Source organism: Pseudonocardia sp. Cha107L01 (assembly GCF_052566575.1).
On the sequence record NZ_CP199579.1, the window covers coordinates 1,824,077 to 1,840,793 of the forward strand.

12 protein-coding genes are annotated in these 16,717 nt (G+C 72.1%); 11 read left to right on the forward strand and 1 reads right to left on the reverse strand.

Annotated features, from left to right (window positions below; translation table 11 throughout):
* The first annotated feature begins 147 nt into the window (after positions 1–147).
* From ACTXG6_RS08665 to ACTXG6_RS08685, 5 genes are all read left to right on the forward strand, one after another.
* On the forward strand, positions 148–867 hold the full coding sequence (locus ACTXG6_RS08665) for a type II secretion system F family protein (RefSeq protein ID WP_445187235.1): 720 nt from the start codon (positions 148–150) through the stop codon (positions 865–867).
* An 87-nt stretch (positions 868–954) separates the two neighbouring features.
* Positions 955–1,155, forward strand: coding sequence for a DUF4244 domain-containing protein (locus ACTXG6_RS08670; RefSeq protein WP_445187236.1), 201 nt, complete (start codon positions 955–957; stop codon positions 1,153–1,155).
* A 47-nt stretch (positions 1,156–1,202) separates the two neighbouring features.
* Positions 1,203–1,562 (forward strand): TadE family type IV pilus minor pilin, encoded by a 360-nt coding sequence (locus ACTXG6_RS08675; RefSeq protein ID WP_445187237.1) that lies wholly within the window; start codon positions 1,203–1,205, stop codon positions 1,560–1,562.
* Positions 1,559–2,014, forward strand: coding sequence for an Rv3654c family TadE-like protein (locus ACTXG6_RS08680; protein WP_445187238.1), 456 nt, complete (start codon positions 1,559–1,561; stop codon positions 2,012–2,014). Before ACTXG6_RS08675 ends, ACTXG6_RS08680 begins: the two co-directional genes overlap by 4 nt.
* Before the next feature lie 266 nt (positions 2,015–2,280).
* Positions 2,281–2,919 carry a bifunctional DNA primase/polymerase gene (locus ACTXG6_RS08685; RefSeq protein WP_445187239.1) on the forward strand — a complete coding sequence of 213 codons (639 nt, stop codon included), beginning with the start codon at positions 2,281–2,283 and terminating at the stop codon, positions 2,917–2,919.
* A 102-nt stretch (positions 2,920–3,021) separates the two neighbouring features.
* Here the strand turns inward: ACTXG6_RS08685 and ACTXG6_RS08690 are convergent, their stop codons facing one another.
* Complete coding sequence (locus ACTXG6_RS08690; RefSeq protein WP_445187240.1) at positions 3,022–5,496, reverse strand: DEAD/DEAH box helicase; 2,475 nt, start codon at positions 5,494–5,496, stop codon at positions 3,022–3,024.
* A gap of 417 nt (positions 5,497–5,913) precedes the next feature.
* On the opposite strand from ACTXG6_RS08690, the gene ACTXG6_RS08695 reads away from it, so the two are divergent.
* From ACTXG6_RS08695 to ACTXG6_RS08720, 6 genes are all read left to right on the forward strand, one after another.
* Positions 5,914–8,226: a sodium-translocating pyrophosphatase gene (locus tag ACTXG6_RS08695; RefSeq protein WP_445187241.1), complete on the forward strand. Its 2,313-nt coding sequence runs from the start codon at positions 5,914–5,916 to the stop codon at positions 8,224–8,226.
* Positions 8,227–8,384: 158 nt separating this feature from the next.
* On the forward strand, positions 8,385–9,020 hold the full coding sequence (locus tag ACTXG6_RS08700) for a hypothetical protein (RefSeq protein WP_445187242.1): 636 nt from the start codon (positions 8,385–8,387) through the stop codon (positions 9,018–9,020).
* A 571-nt stretch (positions 9,021–9,591) separates the two neighbouring features.
* Positions 9,592–10,200, forward strand: coding sequence for a hypothetical protein (locus ACTXG6_RS08705; protein ID WP_445187243.1), 609 nt, complete (start codon positions 9,592–9,594; stop codon positions 10,198–10,200).
* A 550-nt stretch (positions 10,201–10,750) separates the two neighbouring features.
* A complete protein-coding gene (gene topA, locus ACTXG6_RS08710) occupies positions 10,751–13,594 on the forward strand; it encodes a type I DNA topoisomerase (RefSeq protein WP_445187244.1) in 2,844 nt (947 codons plus the stop codon).
* 118 nt (positions 13,595–13,712) lie between these two features.
* Positions 13,713–14,384 carry a hypothetical protein gene (locus ACTXG6_RS08715; RefSeq protein ID WP_445187245.1) on the forward strand — a complete coding sequence of 224 codons (672 nt, stop codon included), beginning with the start codon at positions 13,713–13,715 and terminating at the stop codon, positions 14,382–14,384.
* Between the two features lie 276 nt (positions 14,385–14,660).
* Entirely contained in the window at positions 14,661–16,715 is a 2,055-nt protein-coding gene (locus ACTXG6_RS08720; protein WP_445187246.1) for a bifunctional MFS transporter/dTMP kinase, read from the forward strand.
* The last annotated feature ends 2 nt before the right edge of the window (positions 16,716–16,717 follow it).

Sequence of the window (16,717 nt, forward strand, 5' to 3'; positions counted from 1 at the left end):
AGTACTGCTCGGCCAGGGCATCGGGGCAGACCCGTGGCACATCCTGACTGCCACGCCGGTCGGTCAGCTCCTCCTGGTCGCGGGTACCGGTCTGGCGGGCGCCGGAATGCTCTGGAGCGGTCGGATCACGGCCAACGCGGTACCGCGATGATCCCGCTGCTGTTGTTGGCCGGCGCCCTGCTGGTGGCGCCATCGTGGTCACCGGGCCGGGCCCGGTTGTTCCGGCTCCGCCAGTCGGTCGAGCCCGAGGCCGGCGCGCGGCGGCGGGCCGGGCGCTGGACGTTGCCCGCCGGGGCCGGAGCGGCGGCCGCATTGCTCACCGCGACCTCCGTCGGTGGAGTGGGTGGCGGCCTGTTCGGCGCGGTGCTCGGCGTCGCCGTGGCCCTCGGCTGTCGGCGACTGCTGGCCCGTGAGGCCGCCCCGGCGGCGGACCCGCTGCGCCTGGCCGGTGGGTGGGATCTGCTGGCCGCCTGCCTGCGTTCGGGGCTGCCGGTCTCACTCGCCGTACGCGCGGTCGCCCAGCACATGCCGAGCCCGGCCGCCGCCGAGCTGAACGTCATCGCGGACCGGCTGGCGCTGGGCGCGGACCCGCACGCGGCCTGGGAGGTCCCCGAGTCCTCGCCGCTGCACAAGCTCGCCCGGGCTGCTCGCCGGTCCGCGCACAGCGGCGCAAGTCTGGCCGCCGTGGCCGAGGCGGCGGCCGTCGAGGTGCGCGCCACGGCGCTCGACCTGGTGGCGGCTCGAGGTCAGCGCGCGGGCGTGCTGATCACCGGTCCGCTCGGGCTGTGTTTCCTGCCGGCCTTCCTCGCCCTGGGTGTGGTCCCGGTCGTGATCGGCCTGGCCAGCGGCCTCGCGGTGGCGTGGTGAACGCCGCGACAACCGCCGGGTCGACTCGTCCGAGACCAGCCGCGCCGCCGTCGGCGGCGGGGTCCGAACGAAACCAAGGAGAAGATCATGATCGGATTGCGGACCTGGCTCACGGGGCGGTTGCGGTCGGCGTTGGCCGGCGAGGCGGGAATGAGCACCGCCGAGTACGCGATCGGCACGATCGCCGCCGCCGCATTCGCCGCGGTGTTGTACGCCGTCGTTCGAGGGGACGGGGTGGTCAGTGCACTCACCGCCATCGTGCAGCGGGCGCTGTCGGTCAACTTCTAGAACGCCTCCTCGGCTGGGCCCGGCGGCGGGACGACGACCGGGGCGCGGTGACCGTCGAGGCCGCGCTGGCGCTGTGCTCGTTGGTCCTGGTGCTGGCACTGGCGGTCGGTGCGGTGGCGGCGGCCGGTGCTCAGCTCCGCTGTCTGGACGCCGCGCGGGAGGCCGCGCGGCTGGTCGCCCGCGGCGAGCCGGACCGGGCTCGCCAGGCCGCCGCTGTCATCGCGCCCGGGAGTGCGCGGGTGGACATTCGTGTCGTCGGGGACGAGGTGACGGTTGAGGTGTCGGGCAGGGGCGTCGGGCGGTTGCCCGGACTCACCGTGTCGGGCCGCGCGGTGGGTGTACTCGAGCCGGGGGCGCTGCTCGGTGGCCCGTCCGGCGGCGAGCCGGTCGGCGCGGGGCCACCGTGAGCAGGCGTGCGGGTCGGAGCGCCGTCGGTGGCTCCGCGGCCGAGTCGGATCCGGGCCTGATCGACGGGATGGCGCGGCCGCGGGGCGTCGAGTCGGACCGCGGCCAGGACCGGGGCGTTGCGACGCTGTGGGCTGCCGGTGCGATGTCCGTTGTGCTCGCGGTCATGGTCGTCGGGATCAACCTGGGGGCGGCGGCAAGCAGCCGGCATCGGGCCGAGGCGGCGGCCGACCTGGCCGCGCTGGCCGCCGCCAGCCACGCCGGCGACGGTGAGGCCGCCGCGTGTGCGCACGGCGCTCGAGTCGCGCACGGGATGTCCGCTCGCTTGGTCAGTTGCCGACTAGCTGGCTGGGAGGCAGCGGTCGAGATCGAGGTAAGGCCGTCGCTCGCACTGGGCTCCTGGGGCGTTGCGCACGGGCGGGCCCGTGCCGGGCCGGTTACCGGTGATCAGTGAACGGGCCGTTTCCGCCACGGGGGACAGTCATCGAAAGACGCTAAGTGGTCGACTCATTTCGCCGAGCGGGCGTGACTGTGAGCATTCGGTGGACACCGCCCTTTGGTGGCGCGTTCACCCGCTGAACCATCTCGAGGGCCGCGCTCGTCGTAGACACCGCACCAATCGGCGACATGAGCTGGCATGTGTACCCACTCGCCCATTGACTTGTGCCTGCGCCGCTCGTTTGTGGCGAGCAACGCACTGATACGACGGAGGACGCGGCAATGTCGTGGTGGGACAGCTACCGGGCGGTGTACCGCGCCGAGCTGAAGGCCAGCGCATTCGAGCTGGCGGATCACAGTTGGCCGGTACTTCCCGGCAGCTACTGGCAGGCGGAGCGTTGGATCGGCGCGGAGGGCGCCGCGGTGGCAGGGCTGGCACCGATCGAGAGTGACGGTCTGGTTCGGGCCACCCATGACCCGGCCGAGGTGGACATCCGGTGGGCGGAGCGGCCCTATTCGGTGCTGCTGGCTACCGGCGCCGTCGTGGATGCCATCGAGGTCTCCGCGCTGGTCGGTCGCCGGATGTGCGCTGTGCTGCGGGAGCTCGGACTGGTGGTTCCCGTCGCGGCCACTCCGACCGGGCGCTGGTGGTTCGCGGTCCGGGCCGGTGAGGCGTTGCGCCCGGAGCTCGCCTCGCGGGCGGATGTCGTACTGCACGGCCGTGGATCCTGGGTGGCCGCGCCGCCGTCGGAGGGGCCACAGGGAGTAGTGCACTGGCGGGTTCCGCCGCCGGCCTGTGGTTGGCAGTTACCCAATCCGTGCGACCTGCAGGTTGCGCTGCTCGACGTGCTCGGGCAGCGCATCACGCTCGCCCCGGCGGACACCGGGATCGGGTCGGTGGGCACCGGGGTCCGCTCCTGACTGGTGTCGGCGCCGGCCCGGGGGCGCGGTCCGGAGCGCAGGTCTTCTGGGCTCCTGTTTTACCTCAGCCGTTTACCTCAGCCGCGTCCCTCGGGCTCGGGCTCAGCGGTCGTGCTGGCCGAGCGCACCCAGCACGATGTCGAGCACGATCACGGCACCGGCCTTGTCCAGCGGGTTGTTGCCGTTGCCGCACTTCGGTGACTGCACACAGGACGGGCATCCGGCGGGGCATTCGCAATCGGCGATGGCGTGCCGGGTCGCGGTGAGCCAGGGGACCAGCTCCTGGTAGCCCCGTTCGGCGAACCCGGCACCGCCCGGATGCCCGTCGTGCACGAACACGGTGGGTACGCCGGTGTCCGGGTGCAGCGCGGTGGACATGCCGCCGATGTCCCACCGGTCGCACACCGCGAACAGCGGCAGCAACCCGATCGCCGCGTGCTCGGCGGCGTGCAGCGAGCCAGGTACCCGGGATGCGTCCAACCCGGCGTCGAACAGCAGGGACTCTTCGATCGTGTACCACACCGCGCGGGTGTGCAGCGTCTGCGCGGGCATGTCCAAGGGCACCGTCTCGATCACCTCGCCGCTGGGGCGCCGCCGCAGGTACGACACCACCTGCGAGGTCACCGTGACATCGCCGAGCCGCACGGTGACCCCGGTGCCGGCCAGTTCAGCGCGGTCCAGTTCAGCGCCTCCTGGCCGGGACCCGTCCAGATCGGGCGCGACCATGCCCCCGGAGCCCTCGGGCGCGACGACGGCGACGTCCACCACGGTGCGGGCCGAGGTGTTCCAGGCGGGCTCCTCGGCGTGTACCAGCGCGAGCCCGTCGTCCAGGTTCAGTTCGTCGACCACGAAGCTCACGCCGCGGTGCAGGTACACCGCGCCCGGATGCAACGTCGACGTCGCAACCGCCAAGTCCGACGTACCCAGCATCCGGCCGGTGTCCGCCTCCACCACCACGACCTGGCCGGCGCCCGAGCCGCGGATGTCCACGCCGGCGGCCGGGCGTTCGGACGGCAGCGGCCAGAACCAGCCCGAGGGGCGGCGACGGAGCACCCCGTCGGCCGCCAACGCATCCAGCACCACGCGGGCCCGTTCGCCGCCGAACACCGAGGTCACCTCGGCCTCGGTCACCGGTGACTCCGCCGCCGCGCAGGCCAGCTGCGGCGCGAGCACGTACGGATTCGTCGGGTCCAGCACGCAGCTCTCCACCGGCCGCCCGAGCAGCGCGTCCGGATGGTGCACCAGGTAGGTGTCCAGCGGATCGTCCCTCGCCACCAGCACGACGAGCGCCTCCCGGCCGGCGCGGCCGGCCCGCCCGGCCTGCTGCCAGAACGAGGCGCGGGTGCCAGGGAAGCCGGCGATCAGCACCGCGTCCAGGCCGACGATGTCGATACCCAGCTCGAGTGCGTTCGTCGACGCCACCCCGAGCAGCTCGCCGGAACCCAGCGCGGCCTCCAGGGCACGCCGCTCCTCCGGTAGGAACCCGGCCCGGTACGCCGACACCCGGGAGACCAGCGACGGATCCACCTCGGCCAGATCGCGGGCGGCCCGCAGCGCGGTGACCTCCGCCCCCCGCCGGGAGCGCACGAACGCCAGCGTGCGCGCCCCCTCAACCACCAGGTCAGCCAGCATCCGGCCGGCCTCGGTGCCGGCGGAGCGCCGAACCGGTGCGCCGTTCTCCCCGGTCAGCTCCGCCAGCAGCGGCGGCTCCCACAGTGCCACCGTGCGTGGCCCGCGCGGCGAGCCGTCGTCGGTGACCGCGGTGACCTCCAGCCCGGTCAGCCGCCCCGCGGACTCGGCCGGCCGGGCCACAGTGGCCGAGGCCAGCACGAACGTCGGGGCGGCCCCGTAGAGCGCGCACAGCCGGCGCAGTCGGCGCAGCAACAGCGCCACGTGCGAGCCGAACACGCCCCGGTAGGCGTGACACTCGTCGATCACCACGTAGCGCAGCCGGCGCAGGAAGCTGGCCCACTTCGGGTGCCTGGGCAGGATCGTGCGGTGCAGCATGTCCGGGTTGCTGAACACCCACCGGGAGTGCGCCCGCACCCAGTCGCGCTCGTCCATCGCGGTGTCGCCGTCGAAGGATGCCGCCCGAACCTCGTCGAACCCGTGGGCCAGCACCGAGCCGAGCTGATCGGCGCCGAGGGCCTTGGTCGGGGAGAGGTACAGGGCCGTCGCCTTCGGCTCGGCCAGCAGCGTTGACAGCACCGGCAACTGGTACGCGAGGGACTTGCCCGAGGCGGTGCCGGTGGACAGCACCACGTGCCGCCCGCCGTAGGCGAGCGAGGCGGCCGCCACCTGGTGCGACCACGGCCGGCGCACACCCGAATCGGCCAGTGCCGCGACCGCTCTCGGGTGTGCCCAGCCCGGCCAGTCGCCCTCCACGGCCGGGCGGGCGGGCAGCTCGGCGACATGGGTCAGTGGCGACTCCCCGGGCGCCACCCCGGCCAGGACCCGGGCCAGCAGGCCACCGGGTACCGGACGCTCAGGGCACCCGCCGGCCGTGGTGGGGCGAGCGTCCAGCGGCGCCGGGGGAGCTGGCGGCGCGCTGCGCGAGGGACTGGGGAGGGCGGACATCGACCCCATTGTGACCCGCGGGACCGACAACCCCAGGAGACCGCCGTCGAACCGGTACGCCCAGCCGCGCGGCCGCGCCCCGCCCGAAGAGCCCAGATCCGACTCGGTTCAGTGGTTTGACCGGACTCGATTCAGCGCAGGTCCAGCGGGCGTTACCGGGACTTGGCAAGGTCGGCGAAACCCACAGGATTGACACCGTCTCGGGTGAATTGTGGGTGGATCGAGAATGACGCTGACCACGTTTTGCCGGCCATGCCTACACCCCTGCTCAGAGGGTCGGAGCCACCCCCATACACTGCGGCAACATCGGGAGTCGCTGCCTAGCGGCACCGTCATGAACAACGTGAGGATCGGTCCAAGGTCAGTACTGATCTCGCCGTCCCCCCGTTGACGAATGCGATTCAACCAGGAGGACGGATGTCCCGGCTCATCCTCGCGGAGGGCCTCGAGCTCTCCTCGAGTGACCGCACCGTTGTCGGTGTGGTCGCCGTGGTCGCCCTGATTGCACTGGTGATCGGTTTCGTGCTGCGCAAAGAGGTTCTGGCCGCGGGCCAGGGTACCGAGCGCATGCAGGAGATCGGCCGCGCGGTGCAGGAAGGCGCTTCGGCTTATCTCAACCGTCAGTTCCGCACACTCGGCGTATTCGTCGTGATTGTGTTCGTGTTGTTGTTCGTGCTTCCCGCCGACAACACCTCGGAGCGGATCGGACGGTCCATCTTCTTCGTGGTCGGGGCGGCCTTCTCGGCCACCATCGGCTACCTGGGCATGTGGCTGGCCACCCGGGCGAACATCCGGGTCGCGGCCGCGGCGCGCGAGGACGGAGGCCGGGAGAAGGCCATGCGGGTCGCGTTCCGCACCGGCGGCGCGGTCGGCATGTTCACCGTCGGCCTCGGCCTGTTCGGCGCCGCGCTGGTCGTCATGGTCTACGCCGGCCAGGCACCCAAGGTGCTGGAAGGTTTCGGTTTCGGTGCCGCACTGCTGGCCATGTTCATGAGGGTCGGCGGCGGCATCTTCACCAAGGCCGCCGACGTGGGCGCCGACCTGGTCGGCAAGGTCGAGCAGGGTATCCCGGAGGACGACCCGCGCAACGCGGCCACGATCGCCGACAACGTCGGTGACAACGTGGGCGACTGCGCCGGTATGGCCGCCGACCTGTTCGAGTCCTACGCCGTCATGCTGGTCGCCGCGCTGATCCTGGGCTCGGCGGCGTTCGGCCTGCAGGGGCTGCTGTTCCCGCTGATCGTGCCGGCCATCGGCGTGATCACCGCGGTGCTCGGCGTCTACATCACCCGGGCGAAGGCCGGCGAGGGCGGCCTCAAGGCGATCAACCGGAGCTTCTACATCTCGGCGCTCTTCTCCGCCGTGCTCTGTGTCATCGCCGCGTTCGTCTACCTGCCGAACAGCTTCGACAAGCTCAACGGCCCGACCGACACCACCGTGGTCACCGACGCCGCCGGCGCGAACCCGCAGGTGATCGCCTCCGTCGCGGTGATCATCGGCATCGTGCTGGCCGGTGTCATCCTGTGGCTCACCGGCTACTACACCGGCACCGAGCACAAGCCGGTCAAGGACGTCGGCGACTCGGCGCGTACCGGTGCCGCCACGGTCATCCTGTCCGGCATCTCGATCGGCTTCGAGTCCGCCGTGTACACGGCACTGGTGATCGCGGCGGCCGTGTTCGGGGCGTTCCTGCTGGGCGGCGCGTCGGTGACCGTCGCACTCTTCGCGGTGGCGCTGGCCGGTACCGGCCTGCTCACCACGGTCGGCGTCATCGTGGCGATGGACACCTTCGGTCCGGTCAGCGACAACGCGCAGGGCATCGCGGAGATGTCCGGCGACGTGACCGGCGCCGGGGTGGAGATCCTCACCGAGCTGGACGCGGTGGGCAACACCACCAAGGCCATCACCAAGGGCATCGCGATCGCCACGGCCGTGCTGGCCGCGACCGCGCTGTTCGGCTCCTACCGGGACGCCATCACGAGCACGCTGGCCTCGGCCGGGCAGGCGGCGGCGACGCTGCCCCGCTCGTTCCTCTACCAGGTGTTCAGCCCGAACGTCCTGGTCGGTGTGATCATCGGTGCCGCGGTCGTGTTCATGTTCTCCGGGCTGGCGATCAACGCGGTGACCCGCGCCGCCGGCGCGATCGTGTTCGAGGTCCGCCGGCAGTTCCGGGACAACCCCGGGATCATGGAGGGCACCGTCCGGCCGGAGTACGGCAGGGTCGTGGACATCTGCACCAGGGACTCGCTGCGTGAGCTGGCGACCCCGGGTCTGCTGGCGATCTTCGCCCCGATCGCGGTCGGCTTCGGTCTCGGCGTCGGCCCGCTGGCCGGCTACCTGGCCGGCGCGATCGCCTGCGGCACCCTGATGGCCGTCTTCCTGGCCAACTCCGGTGGCGCCTGGGACAACGGCAAGAAGCTGATCGAGGACGGCGTGCACGGCGGTAAGGGTTCCGCCGCGCACGAGGCCACGATCATCGGTGACACCGTCGGTGACCCGTTCAAGGACACCGCCGGTCCGGCGATCAACCCGCTGATCAAGGTGATGAACCTGGTCTCGGTGCTGATCGCGCCGGCCGTGGTCGCGCTGTCGGTCGGTGCCACCGAGTCGACGCCGCTGCGGCTGGTCATCGCGCTGATCGCAATCGTGATCATCGTGGTTGCCGTGGTCGTGTCGAAGCGGCGGTCCACCTCGATCGCCGACACCCCGGCAGAAGAGACCGTCGGATGACCTCAGCCTGACGTTCGGGCTGGTCAATGCTGTTCCGCGCCGCCTGGTTCCCAGTTGGGACCAGGCGGCGCGGTACGTTCGCCGCCGGTTTGCGGCGGTGTCGGCGCGACGGGGCGGGCCCCGGCGCCGGGCCGCGATCGGTGGTGAGAGGAGGTCCAGTGGTCCGTCGGGTGAGTGCGTCCCGGATCGGTTCCGTCGCGGTCGTTCCGGCGCTCGCGGTGTGCGTGCTGTCCCTGGTGGCCGGTTGTGGCGGGTCCGGTGGCGACAAGCTGCCCGCCGCCGACGACCCGGTGGCCTGGGCCGGCCGGATGTGCGCGTCGCTGCAGCCACTGAGCGCGGTCAAGATGGCGAGCCCGAAACTGGACCCGAACAACCCGGCGGTCAGCAAGTACGCGTTGAGTACCTACTTCGCCAGTGCCGAACAGGCCGCCGGGCAGTCGGTGGAGGGGCTGTCGCAGGCCGGGCCGTCACCGATCCCCGGTGGCGACGACGTGGCCACCAAGCTGCACGGCGCACTGGAACGGCTACAGACCGCCTACCACAACGCCAAGGCCCAGATCGACGACATCGACCCGAACGACCCGGTCGCACTGGGCACCCGGCTGCCCGACATCTTCAAGTCGCTGGTGGCCGCCAGCAATGACAAGGACCTCGAGACCATCGGGACCAACCAGGCGCTCAACGACGCGGTCAAGAAGGCGCCCAGCTGCTCGCTGGTACCCGCCGCGAGCCCGCCGGACGCGGGTTCGCCCGACCTACCCGACTCGCCCGCGGCACCGAGGGCACCGAACTAGAGCGGGCCCGTGCGGGAGACCGCCGACCAGCGCGAGCCGGGGTCCCGAGGCGGTCTCCCGCCACTCGACCGGGTGTGACGTCCGGCGCACTTTCCGCTGCGCCCACCGCGACACTGGCTCGGCCAATCGGTTGTTCTTGGCCGCTCAACCGGTTGAAACTCCCGCGCGGCGCCGCGCCGGCTGGTGATCACCGGGGCGCCGAGGCGAGGGCGCTGCCGTAGATCTTCTCGGGCGCGCGGCTCGGGCCCCGTCCACCGCTGGGCCGATCGTGGCCGGCAGCGGCGGCTGGCACGGGTCGCCGGAGGGTTGACGCCGCCCGCACAGAGCCCCAGCGGGCAACTCCGGGGCGGCGGTTACCCGCAGGCCCTCAACCGACCCCCGGGCGGCCCCCAGGTGCACCTGTGCGGCGGCCGGGTGAACATCCTGGGCCACCCAAACGCCGGCCCCCGTCCACCCTGGCGATTCCGACCCGCCGGATCGTCCACCTCTGGGTGAAGTCGTCGGTCCGGAGGGCAATCGGGCGAGTTTCTGTCGGCGCGTCGGTGTAGTGGAATCGAACAGCTGTTCTACTGTGATCGCCGTGGCGCAGCTGTCCTTCTTCTCCGCCGAGGCGAGCGACGCCCGGCTGGACGACCTCGCCGGGTTGCTGTGCGGGCCGGCGCAGGTGGTGCGCTTCGGCGCCAGCGATACCGCCCGGCTGAGCATCGTGCTCGCCGACCCCAGCCGAGCCCCCGCGCTGTGCGCCGCCGCTGCCGCCCGGGGCGTGGTCACCGAGCTGGCCCACAGCGAGGGCGGGTCCCAGGTGCTGCGCACCGCGTTCCGCAGGGACCTGGTCGAACTGGCTGGTCAGTGGTGTCGGGGCGCGATCAAGTCGGTGCCGGAAGATTTCACGATGGACGGGGCGTTACTACGGATGTGGGTGCTCGGCGCGGGACTGCCGGACCGCCGCTCCGGCTACCTCCTCGGGCTCGACCCACACGCCCCGCAGACGCACGTGCCGTTGGCCGAGGCGGTCACCAGGCTGGGCCTGCCGGTGATCCGCCTGGGACCGCGCGGGGCCGGTCCGGCACTGCGGATCTGCGGCACACGGCGGTTGCGGCGCCTCGCCGAGCTGATCGGGGAGCCACCGGCCTACACGCCGGCGGCGCACTGGCCGGATGCGCTGCTGCCCGCCGGCTGACCCGGTGCCGCACCGGGCCGGCGGCGGCGCGCCGGCTGCATCCGGCGTACGGTCGCGCACCGCGCTGAAGGCCGGCCAGCGAGCCGGTCCCGGGTGGAGTCGACCGCGACGACGGCGGGCGCGGGGCCGGGTCCCGGCCGGAACCGCTCGGACAGCGTCAGCCGCCGATCCGGACCGCTCGATCCACGGGCTTCGGCGGGGTGTCCGGCCCCTCGGCGGGACCGTTCTGGGGCCACCCCGGCCGACCCGGACCGTCGGCACCGGCCGGGGGTCGGCAACCGGGTGGTCGAGGAGGATCGGTCGGGCCTGCTGGTAACCCTGTCCGGACGCCCGGGTTGTGCCGGAAGGGGGGACGGGGCGGGTGGTTGAGGCCGGTGGGTCCGCTGATGCGGGTTGACGGGCTGGTTACGCTGCCGCACGGCTCCTCGGACTTGACCGATGGCCCTGTGCGGCGACCGCCCCGGATGTGTCAGTCTGGCGGGAGCTGCTTGTGGGGGGTAGCTGGTGGCGCGGTCGGTTGAGCGCCAAGAAGAAGGGAACGGACGCGGAAGTGGCAGCGGCAAGGACTAGTGGGGGCTCGGCCCGGAAGAAGAACACCGGGAGCAGCAACGGCACTGGCGCGAGCTCGAGCAACGGCAACGGCGCGGCCACCCGCAGGCTGGTCATCGTCGAGTCCCCGGCGAAGGCGCGCAAGATCGCGTCCTACCTGGGCGCGAACTACGTGGTCGAGTCGTCGCGAGGTCATATCCGCGACCTGCCACGCGGTGCCGCCGACGTCCCGGCCAAGTACAAGGGCGAGTCGTGGGCCCGGCTCGGCGTGAACGTCGACAACGAGTTCGAGCCGCTCTACGTGGTCACCCCGGAGAAGCGGGCCACGGTCACCGAGCTCAAGGACGCCCTCAAGAACGTCGACGAGCTGCTCCTCGCGACGGATGGGGACCGCGAGGGCGAGGCGATCGCCTGGCACCTGCTGGAGACGCTGAAGCCGAAGGTGCCGGTCAGCCGGATGGTCTTCCACGAGATCACCGAGCCGGCGATCCTGGCCGCCGCCGCCAACCCCCGCGAACTGGACCACGACCTGGTCGACGCCCAGGAGACCCGGCGCATCCTGGACCGGCTCTACGGCTACGAGGTCTCTCCGGTGCTGTGGAAGAAGGTCATGCCGAAGCTCTCGGCGGGCCGGGTGCAGTCGGTGGCGACCCGCATCATCGTGCAGCGCGAGCGGGAGCGGATGGCGTTCGTCTCCGCCGGCTACTGGGACATCGCGGCTGTGCTGGGCACCGACCCGTCGGCCGCCAAGGACGAGACCGGGCCGCGCACCTTCGGCGCCAAACTCGTCTCGGTCGACGGCACCAAGGTGGCCACCGGGCGCGACTTCGGCCCGGACGGGCAGCTGAAGGGCTCCGCCGTCGCGCTGGACGAGGCCAGCGCGCGCCGCCTCGCCGAGGCACTCGACGGCCGGGACTTCACCGTCGACAGCGTCGAGTCGAAGCCCTACACCCGCAGGCCGTACGCGCCGTTCATGACCTCGACGCTGCAGCAGGAGGCCGGCCGCAAGCTGCGCTTCACCTCCGAGCGCACCATGCGCTCCGCGCAGCGGCTGTACGAGAACGGCTACATCACCTACATGCGTACCGACTCGACCACGCTGTCCGAGTCGGCGATCAACGCGGCCCGCACCCAGGCCCGTGAGCTCTACGGGGACGCCTACGTCGCCGACAAGCCCCGGCAGTACACCCGGAAGGTGAAGAACGCCCAGGAGGCGCACGAGGCGATCCGCCCGGCCGGTGAGTCGTTCCGCACCCCGGGGCAGATCGCCCGCGAGGTCGACGGCGACGACTTCCGGCTCTACGAGCTGATCTGGCAGCGCACGGTCGCCTCGCAGATGGCCGACGCCCGGGGCACCACGGTGTCCGTGCGGGTCTCCGGCACCGCCGTCACCGGCGAGGAGTGCATCTTCGCCACCTCCGGTCGCACCATCACCTTCGCCGGCTTCCTGAAGGCCTACGTGGAGACGGTGGACGACCAGGCCGGCGGCGAGGCCGACGACGCCGAGTCGCGGCTGCCGCAGCTGACCGAGGGCCAGTCGCTGACCGCCGAGGAGCTCAACCCGGAGGGCCACTCCACCAACCCGCCGGCCCGCTACACCGAGGCCAGCCTGGTCAAGGCGCTCGAGGAGCTGGGCATCGGCCGCCCGTCCACCTACAGCTCGATCATCAAGACCGTGCAGGACCGCGGCTACGTGTGGAAGAAGGGCAGCGCGCTGGTGCCGTCCTGGGTGGCCTTCGCGGTGATCGGGCTGCTGGAGCGGCACTTCGGCCGCCTCGTCGACTACAACTTCACCGCCGCCATGGAGGACGAGCTGGACTCCATCGCGTCCGGCTCGCAGCACCGCACCGACTGGCTGTCCGGGTTCTACTTCGGCTCCGAGCCGGCCGCCAACGGGTCCGGCGACACGAACGGATCCGCCGCCGACCGGTCGGTGGCGCGCTCCGGCGGGCTGAAGAAGCTGGTCGGGGTCAACCTGGAGGAGATCGACGCCAGGGAGATCAACGCGATCCCGCTGTTCAGCGACTCCGAGGGCCGTGAGGTCGTGGTCCGGGTGGGCCGCTACGGGCCGTACCTGGAGCGGATCGTGGATGGTACTTCGCAGCGGGCGAACCTGTCCGACGAGCTGCCGCCGGACGAGCTGACCCCCGAGATCGCCGAGGAGCTGTTCTCGGTGCCGCAGGAGGGTCGCTCGCTGGGCGCCGACCCGGTGACCGGGCACGAGATCGTGGCCAAGGAGGGCCGCTACGGGCCCTACGTGACCGAGCTGCTGCCCGACCCGCCCGAGGGCACCCCGAAGGCGAAGCTGCCCAAGCCGCGCACCGGCTCGCTGTTCAAGTCGATGGCGCTGGACGCCGTGACGCTGCAGGACGCGCTCAAGCTGCTCTCGCTGCCGCGCGTGGTGGGCACCGACCCGGAGTCCGGTGACGAGATCACCGCGCAGAACGGGCGGTACGGGCCCTACCTGAAGAAGGGCACCGACTCCCGCTCGCTGGCGAACGAGGACCAGCTGTTCACCGTCGAGCTGGACGAAGCGCTGAAGATCTACTCCCAGCCCAAGCAGCGCGGTCGGGGTGCCGCGTCGTCCACGCCGCCGCTGCGCGAGCTGGGCACCGACCCGGTGTCCGGCAAGCCGATGGTGATCAAGGACGGTCGGTTCGGGCCGTACGTCACCGAGGGCGAGACGAACGCGTCGCTGCGCAAGGGCGACGAGGTCGAGTCGCTCACCGACGAGCGGGCCGCCGAGTTGCTCGCCGAGCGCCGGGCGAAGGGCACCGCGCCCAAGCGTGGCGGGGCGGCCCCGAAGCGCGGTGGCACCCGCCGCAAGTCCAGCACATCGGCCTGACCCCACCCCGGGTCACCGCCCAGCGCACCGTCAGGGTCTCACCTGACGGTGCGCATTGTGGCGCCGAAACGGCGGAATTCCCACGGAATCGGCAGGTCCGGAGCTAGGCTCCCGCGCTGTGAGCAGCGACTCGAAGCGGGCTCCGGACGGTGCCCTGTCCGCGGAGCCGCACACCGATCCGATGATTCCGGTGATCACCGACGACATGCTGCCGCCGCTGGAGAATCCCCGGGTACCCACGCTGGACGACCGCGCACTTGCCGCACTGCTCGCGGAGCTCGACGGCGACGAGAACGTCCCGTTCGAAGCCGACCAGGACCCGCTGTACGACCCGCTGGACCCGGTCGACGCGCTGGACCGGTCCGCCCCGAAACTCCCGGTCAGGCCGCTGACCGGCCCGCCGTCGCCGCGCGCCGCCCCCGATACGCCGCCGCGCGGCCCGGGTGCGGGCACCCGGCGACCGGCCGGGCCCACAAGCCCACCGCGGCCGGGCGCACCGGTCGGCCCGCCGAGGGTGGCCGCCGATCGCGCCGCCGGAGCCGCTGAGACCCCTGACCCGTCCTACCTGACCCAGTCGCCGGTCGGCCCGGTCCTGCGGTCGCGCTACGGGGAGTACCGGCCACCGGTCGTCAGCCCCGTGGTACCCGACGTACCGAGCCTGACCGGGCTGACCCGCCGCTCCCGGAGCAAGCTCGGTTCCAGGCTGTTCACCGTGGTGTTCGTGGCGATCTTCGTGCTCATCCTGATCCAGACGGTGGTCAGTGTCTTCAGTGAGAGCGCGGGACACTGAGCGGTTGGCGACCGGGGGCCCGAGGGGCCGGTAGATCGGGTCGGCGCTGGTAGGACCTGTTGCGGACCGGTGCCTTAAGTGTCTCTCATCATCGACGGCTACCCTGGAATGGCCCAGATAGCCCTACGGTGCGGCCCGCCGCCAGCGAGGAGGTGAGGCGCGATCGGTTCCGATTCGGCGCCCACCGGCGCGGCTGACCACCCGCCCGGCGCCCCCGATCCCGCGGCCTTCGGCGGTATCGACCTGTCATCCTCGGTCACTCACCGGGTTCGCGGCGTGCTGGCCATCCCGTCGTTCCGCCGGCTCTGGTTGGTCACCGCGTTGGCCTCCACCGGCGACTGGCTGTCGCTGCTGGCGCTCTCCGCGCTGGCCACCCAGCTGACCACCAGCTACCAGGCACAGAGCTTCGCGCTCGGCGGGGTGGTCGCCACCAGGCTGCTGCCCGCGCTGCTGCTCGGCCCGATCGCCGGTGTGCTCGCCGACAAGCTGGACCGGCGCAAGCTGATGGTGGTCTGCGACCTGGCCCGATTCCTGCTGTTCTTCTCCATCCCGCTGGTCGGCTCGCTGTGGTGGCTGTTCGCGGCCACGTTCATGATCGAGATCTGCTCGATGTTCTGGATCCCGGCCAAGGACGCCTCCATCCCGAACCTGCTGCGCCGGCCGGACCAGGTGGAGACGGCCAACCAGCTGAGCCTGGCGATGACCTACGGCGTCGCGGTGCTCACCGCCTCCGGGCTGTTCACCGCGGTGTCCACGGTGGGCAACCTGCTCGGTACCCGGCCGGGCCCGACCACCACCGTCTACATCGCGCTGATGATCAACGGCGCCGGTTACCTGCTCACCGCGCTGACCGTGTGGTTCAAGATCCCGGAGATCTCCGGGCGCTCGCCGGGGCGGACCAGGGAGGACGACGCCGGGTTGCTCGCGCTGTTGCGCGACGGCGCCCGGTTCGTCGGCTCGACGCCGCTGATCCGCGGCCTGGTGATCGGCATCATGGGTGCGTTCGCGGCCGGCGGCGCGGTCATTGCGCTGGCCAAGCTGTACGCGACCAGCCTCGGCGGCGGCGACGCCGCGTACGGCATGTTGTTCGTCTCGGTGTTCATCGGGATGGCCGCCGGGATGGGTGTGGTGCCCACACTGGCGCGGCGGCTGCCGCACAACCGGCTGTTCGGTGCCGCGATCGTGGCCGCCGGGTTGAGCCTGGTGCTGGTCGCCGTCGCGCCGCACCTGTTCGTCGCCCTGGCCGCGGTGGGGATGGTCGGCTGCTGCGCCGGGGTCGCCTTCCTCACCGGGCTCACGATCATCGGCGCCCAGGTCGCCAACGAGGTGCGCGGGCGGGTGGTGGCGTTCGTGCAGTCCATCGTCCGGCTGGACCTGCTGGCCTCGATGTCGGTGGTGCCGCTCGCCGTCGGCCTGGTGCAGACCAGGGTGATCACGCTGTTCAGCCACCCGGTGCACGTGGACGGCACCCGGACCGTGCTGGGGGTGGCCGGCCTCGTCGCCTCGGTGGTCGGTGTGCTGGCCTACCGGCAGATGGACGACCGGCGCTCCGAACCACTGCTGCCCGACCTGCTCGGTGCGCTGCGCCGCGGTGCCCGCCGCCCGGTCGGCGGCGTGCTGATCGCGGTGGAGGGGGCAACCGCGGCGGAGTCCGCCGAGCAGACCCGCCGGCTGGTGACCTGGCTGCGCGACGAGGGCTACCCGGTCAGCCAGCCCGGCGAGTTCCGGGAGGACGCGCCCCGGCTGACCGGTGCGGTACTCGGCGCCGAGCTGACCGGTACCAGGGCGCGTGCGCTGGCCGCGGCCGCGGTCCGCGCGGACGTGGTCGAGCGCGAGGTGCGGCCGGCGCTGGAGATCGGTGAGATCGTCGTGATGGACCGGTTCGTGGCCAACCCGCTGATGCAGCTCGGGCTGGCCCAGGCGGCCGCCGACGCGGCCGGCGGGATCGGCGGGTCCGGGTCGACCGCGTTGGCCGCGTCGGCCGCGGACAACCTGGACAGCAACGAGCTGCACAGCCTGACCAACTGGGCGACCGGGCGGCTGCGCCCGGACGTCACGGTGCTGCTGGACCGCGCCCCGTCCGCCGGCCCGACTCAGGCCGGCCGGCGCCAACCGCTCTCGATGGGTGAGGAGCACCTGCGGGTGCAGCGCTGGCTGACCAGGATGGCGGCGGCCGAGCCGCACCGCTACGTGGTGGTCGACGCGGACGCCGCCCCCGATGTCGTCGAGGAGCAGATCCGCGCTGGCATCCGGCCGCTGGTAGACACCGCCTCGCTGCGCCAGCCCAAGCGGCGCCCCCGCCTCGGCCTCGCGCTGGGCCCGCGGAGGTAGCT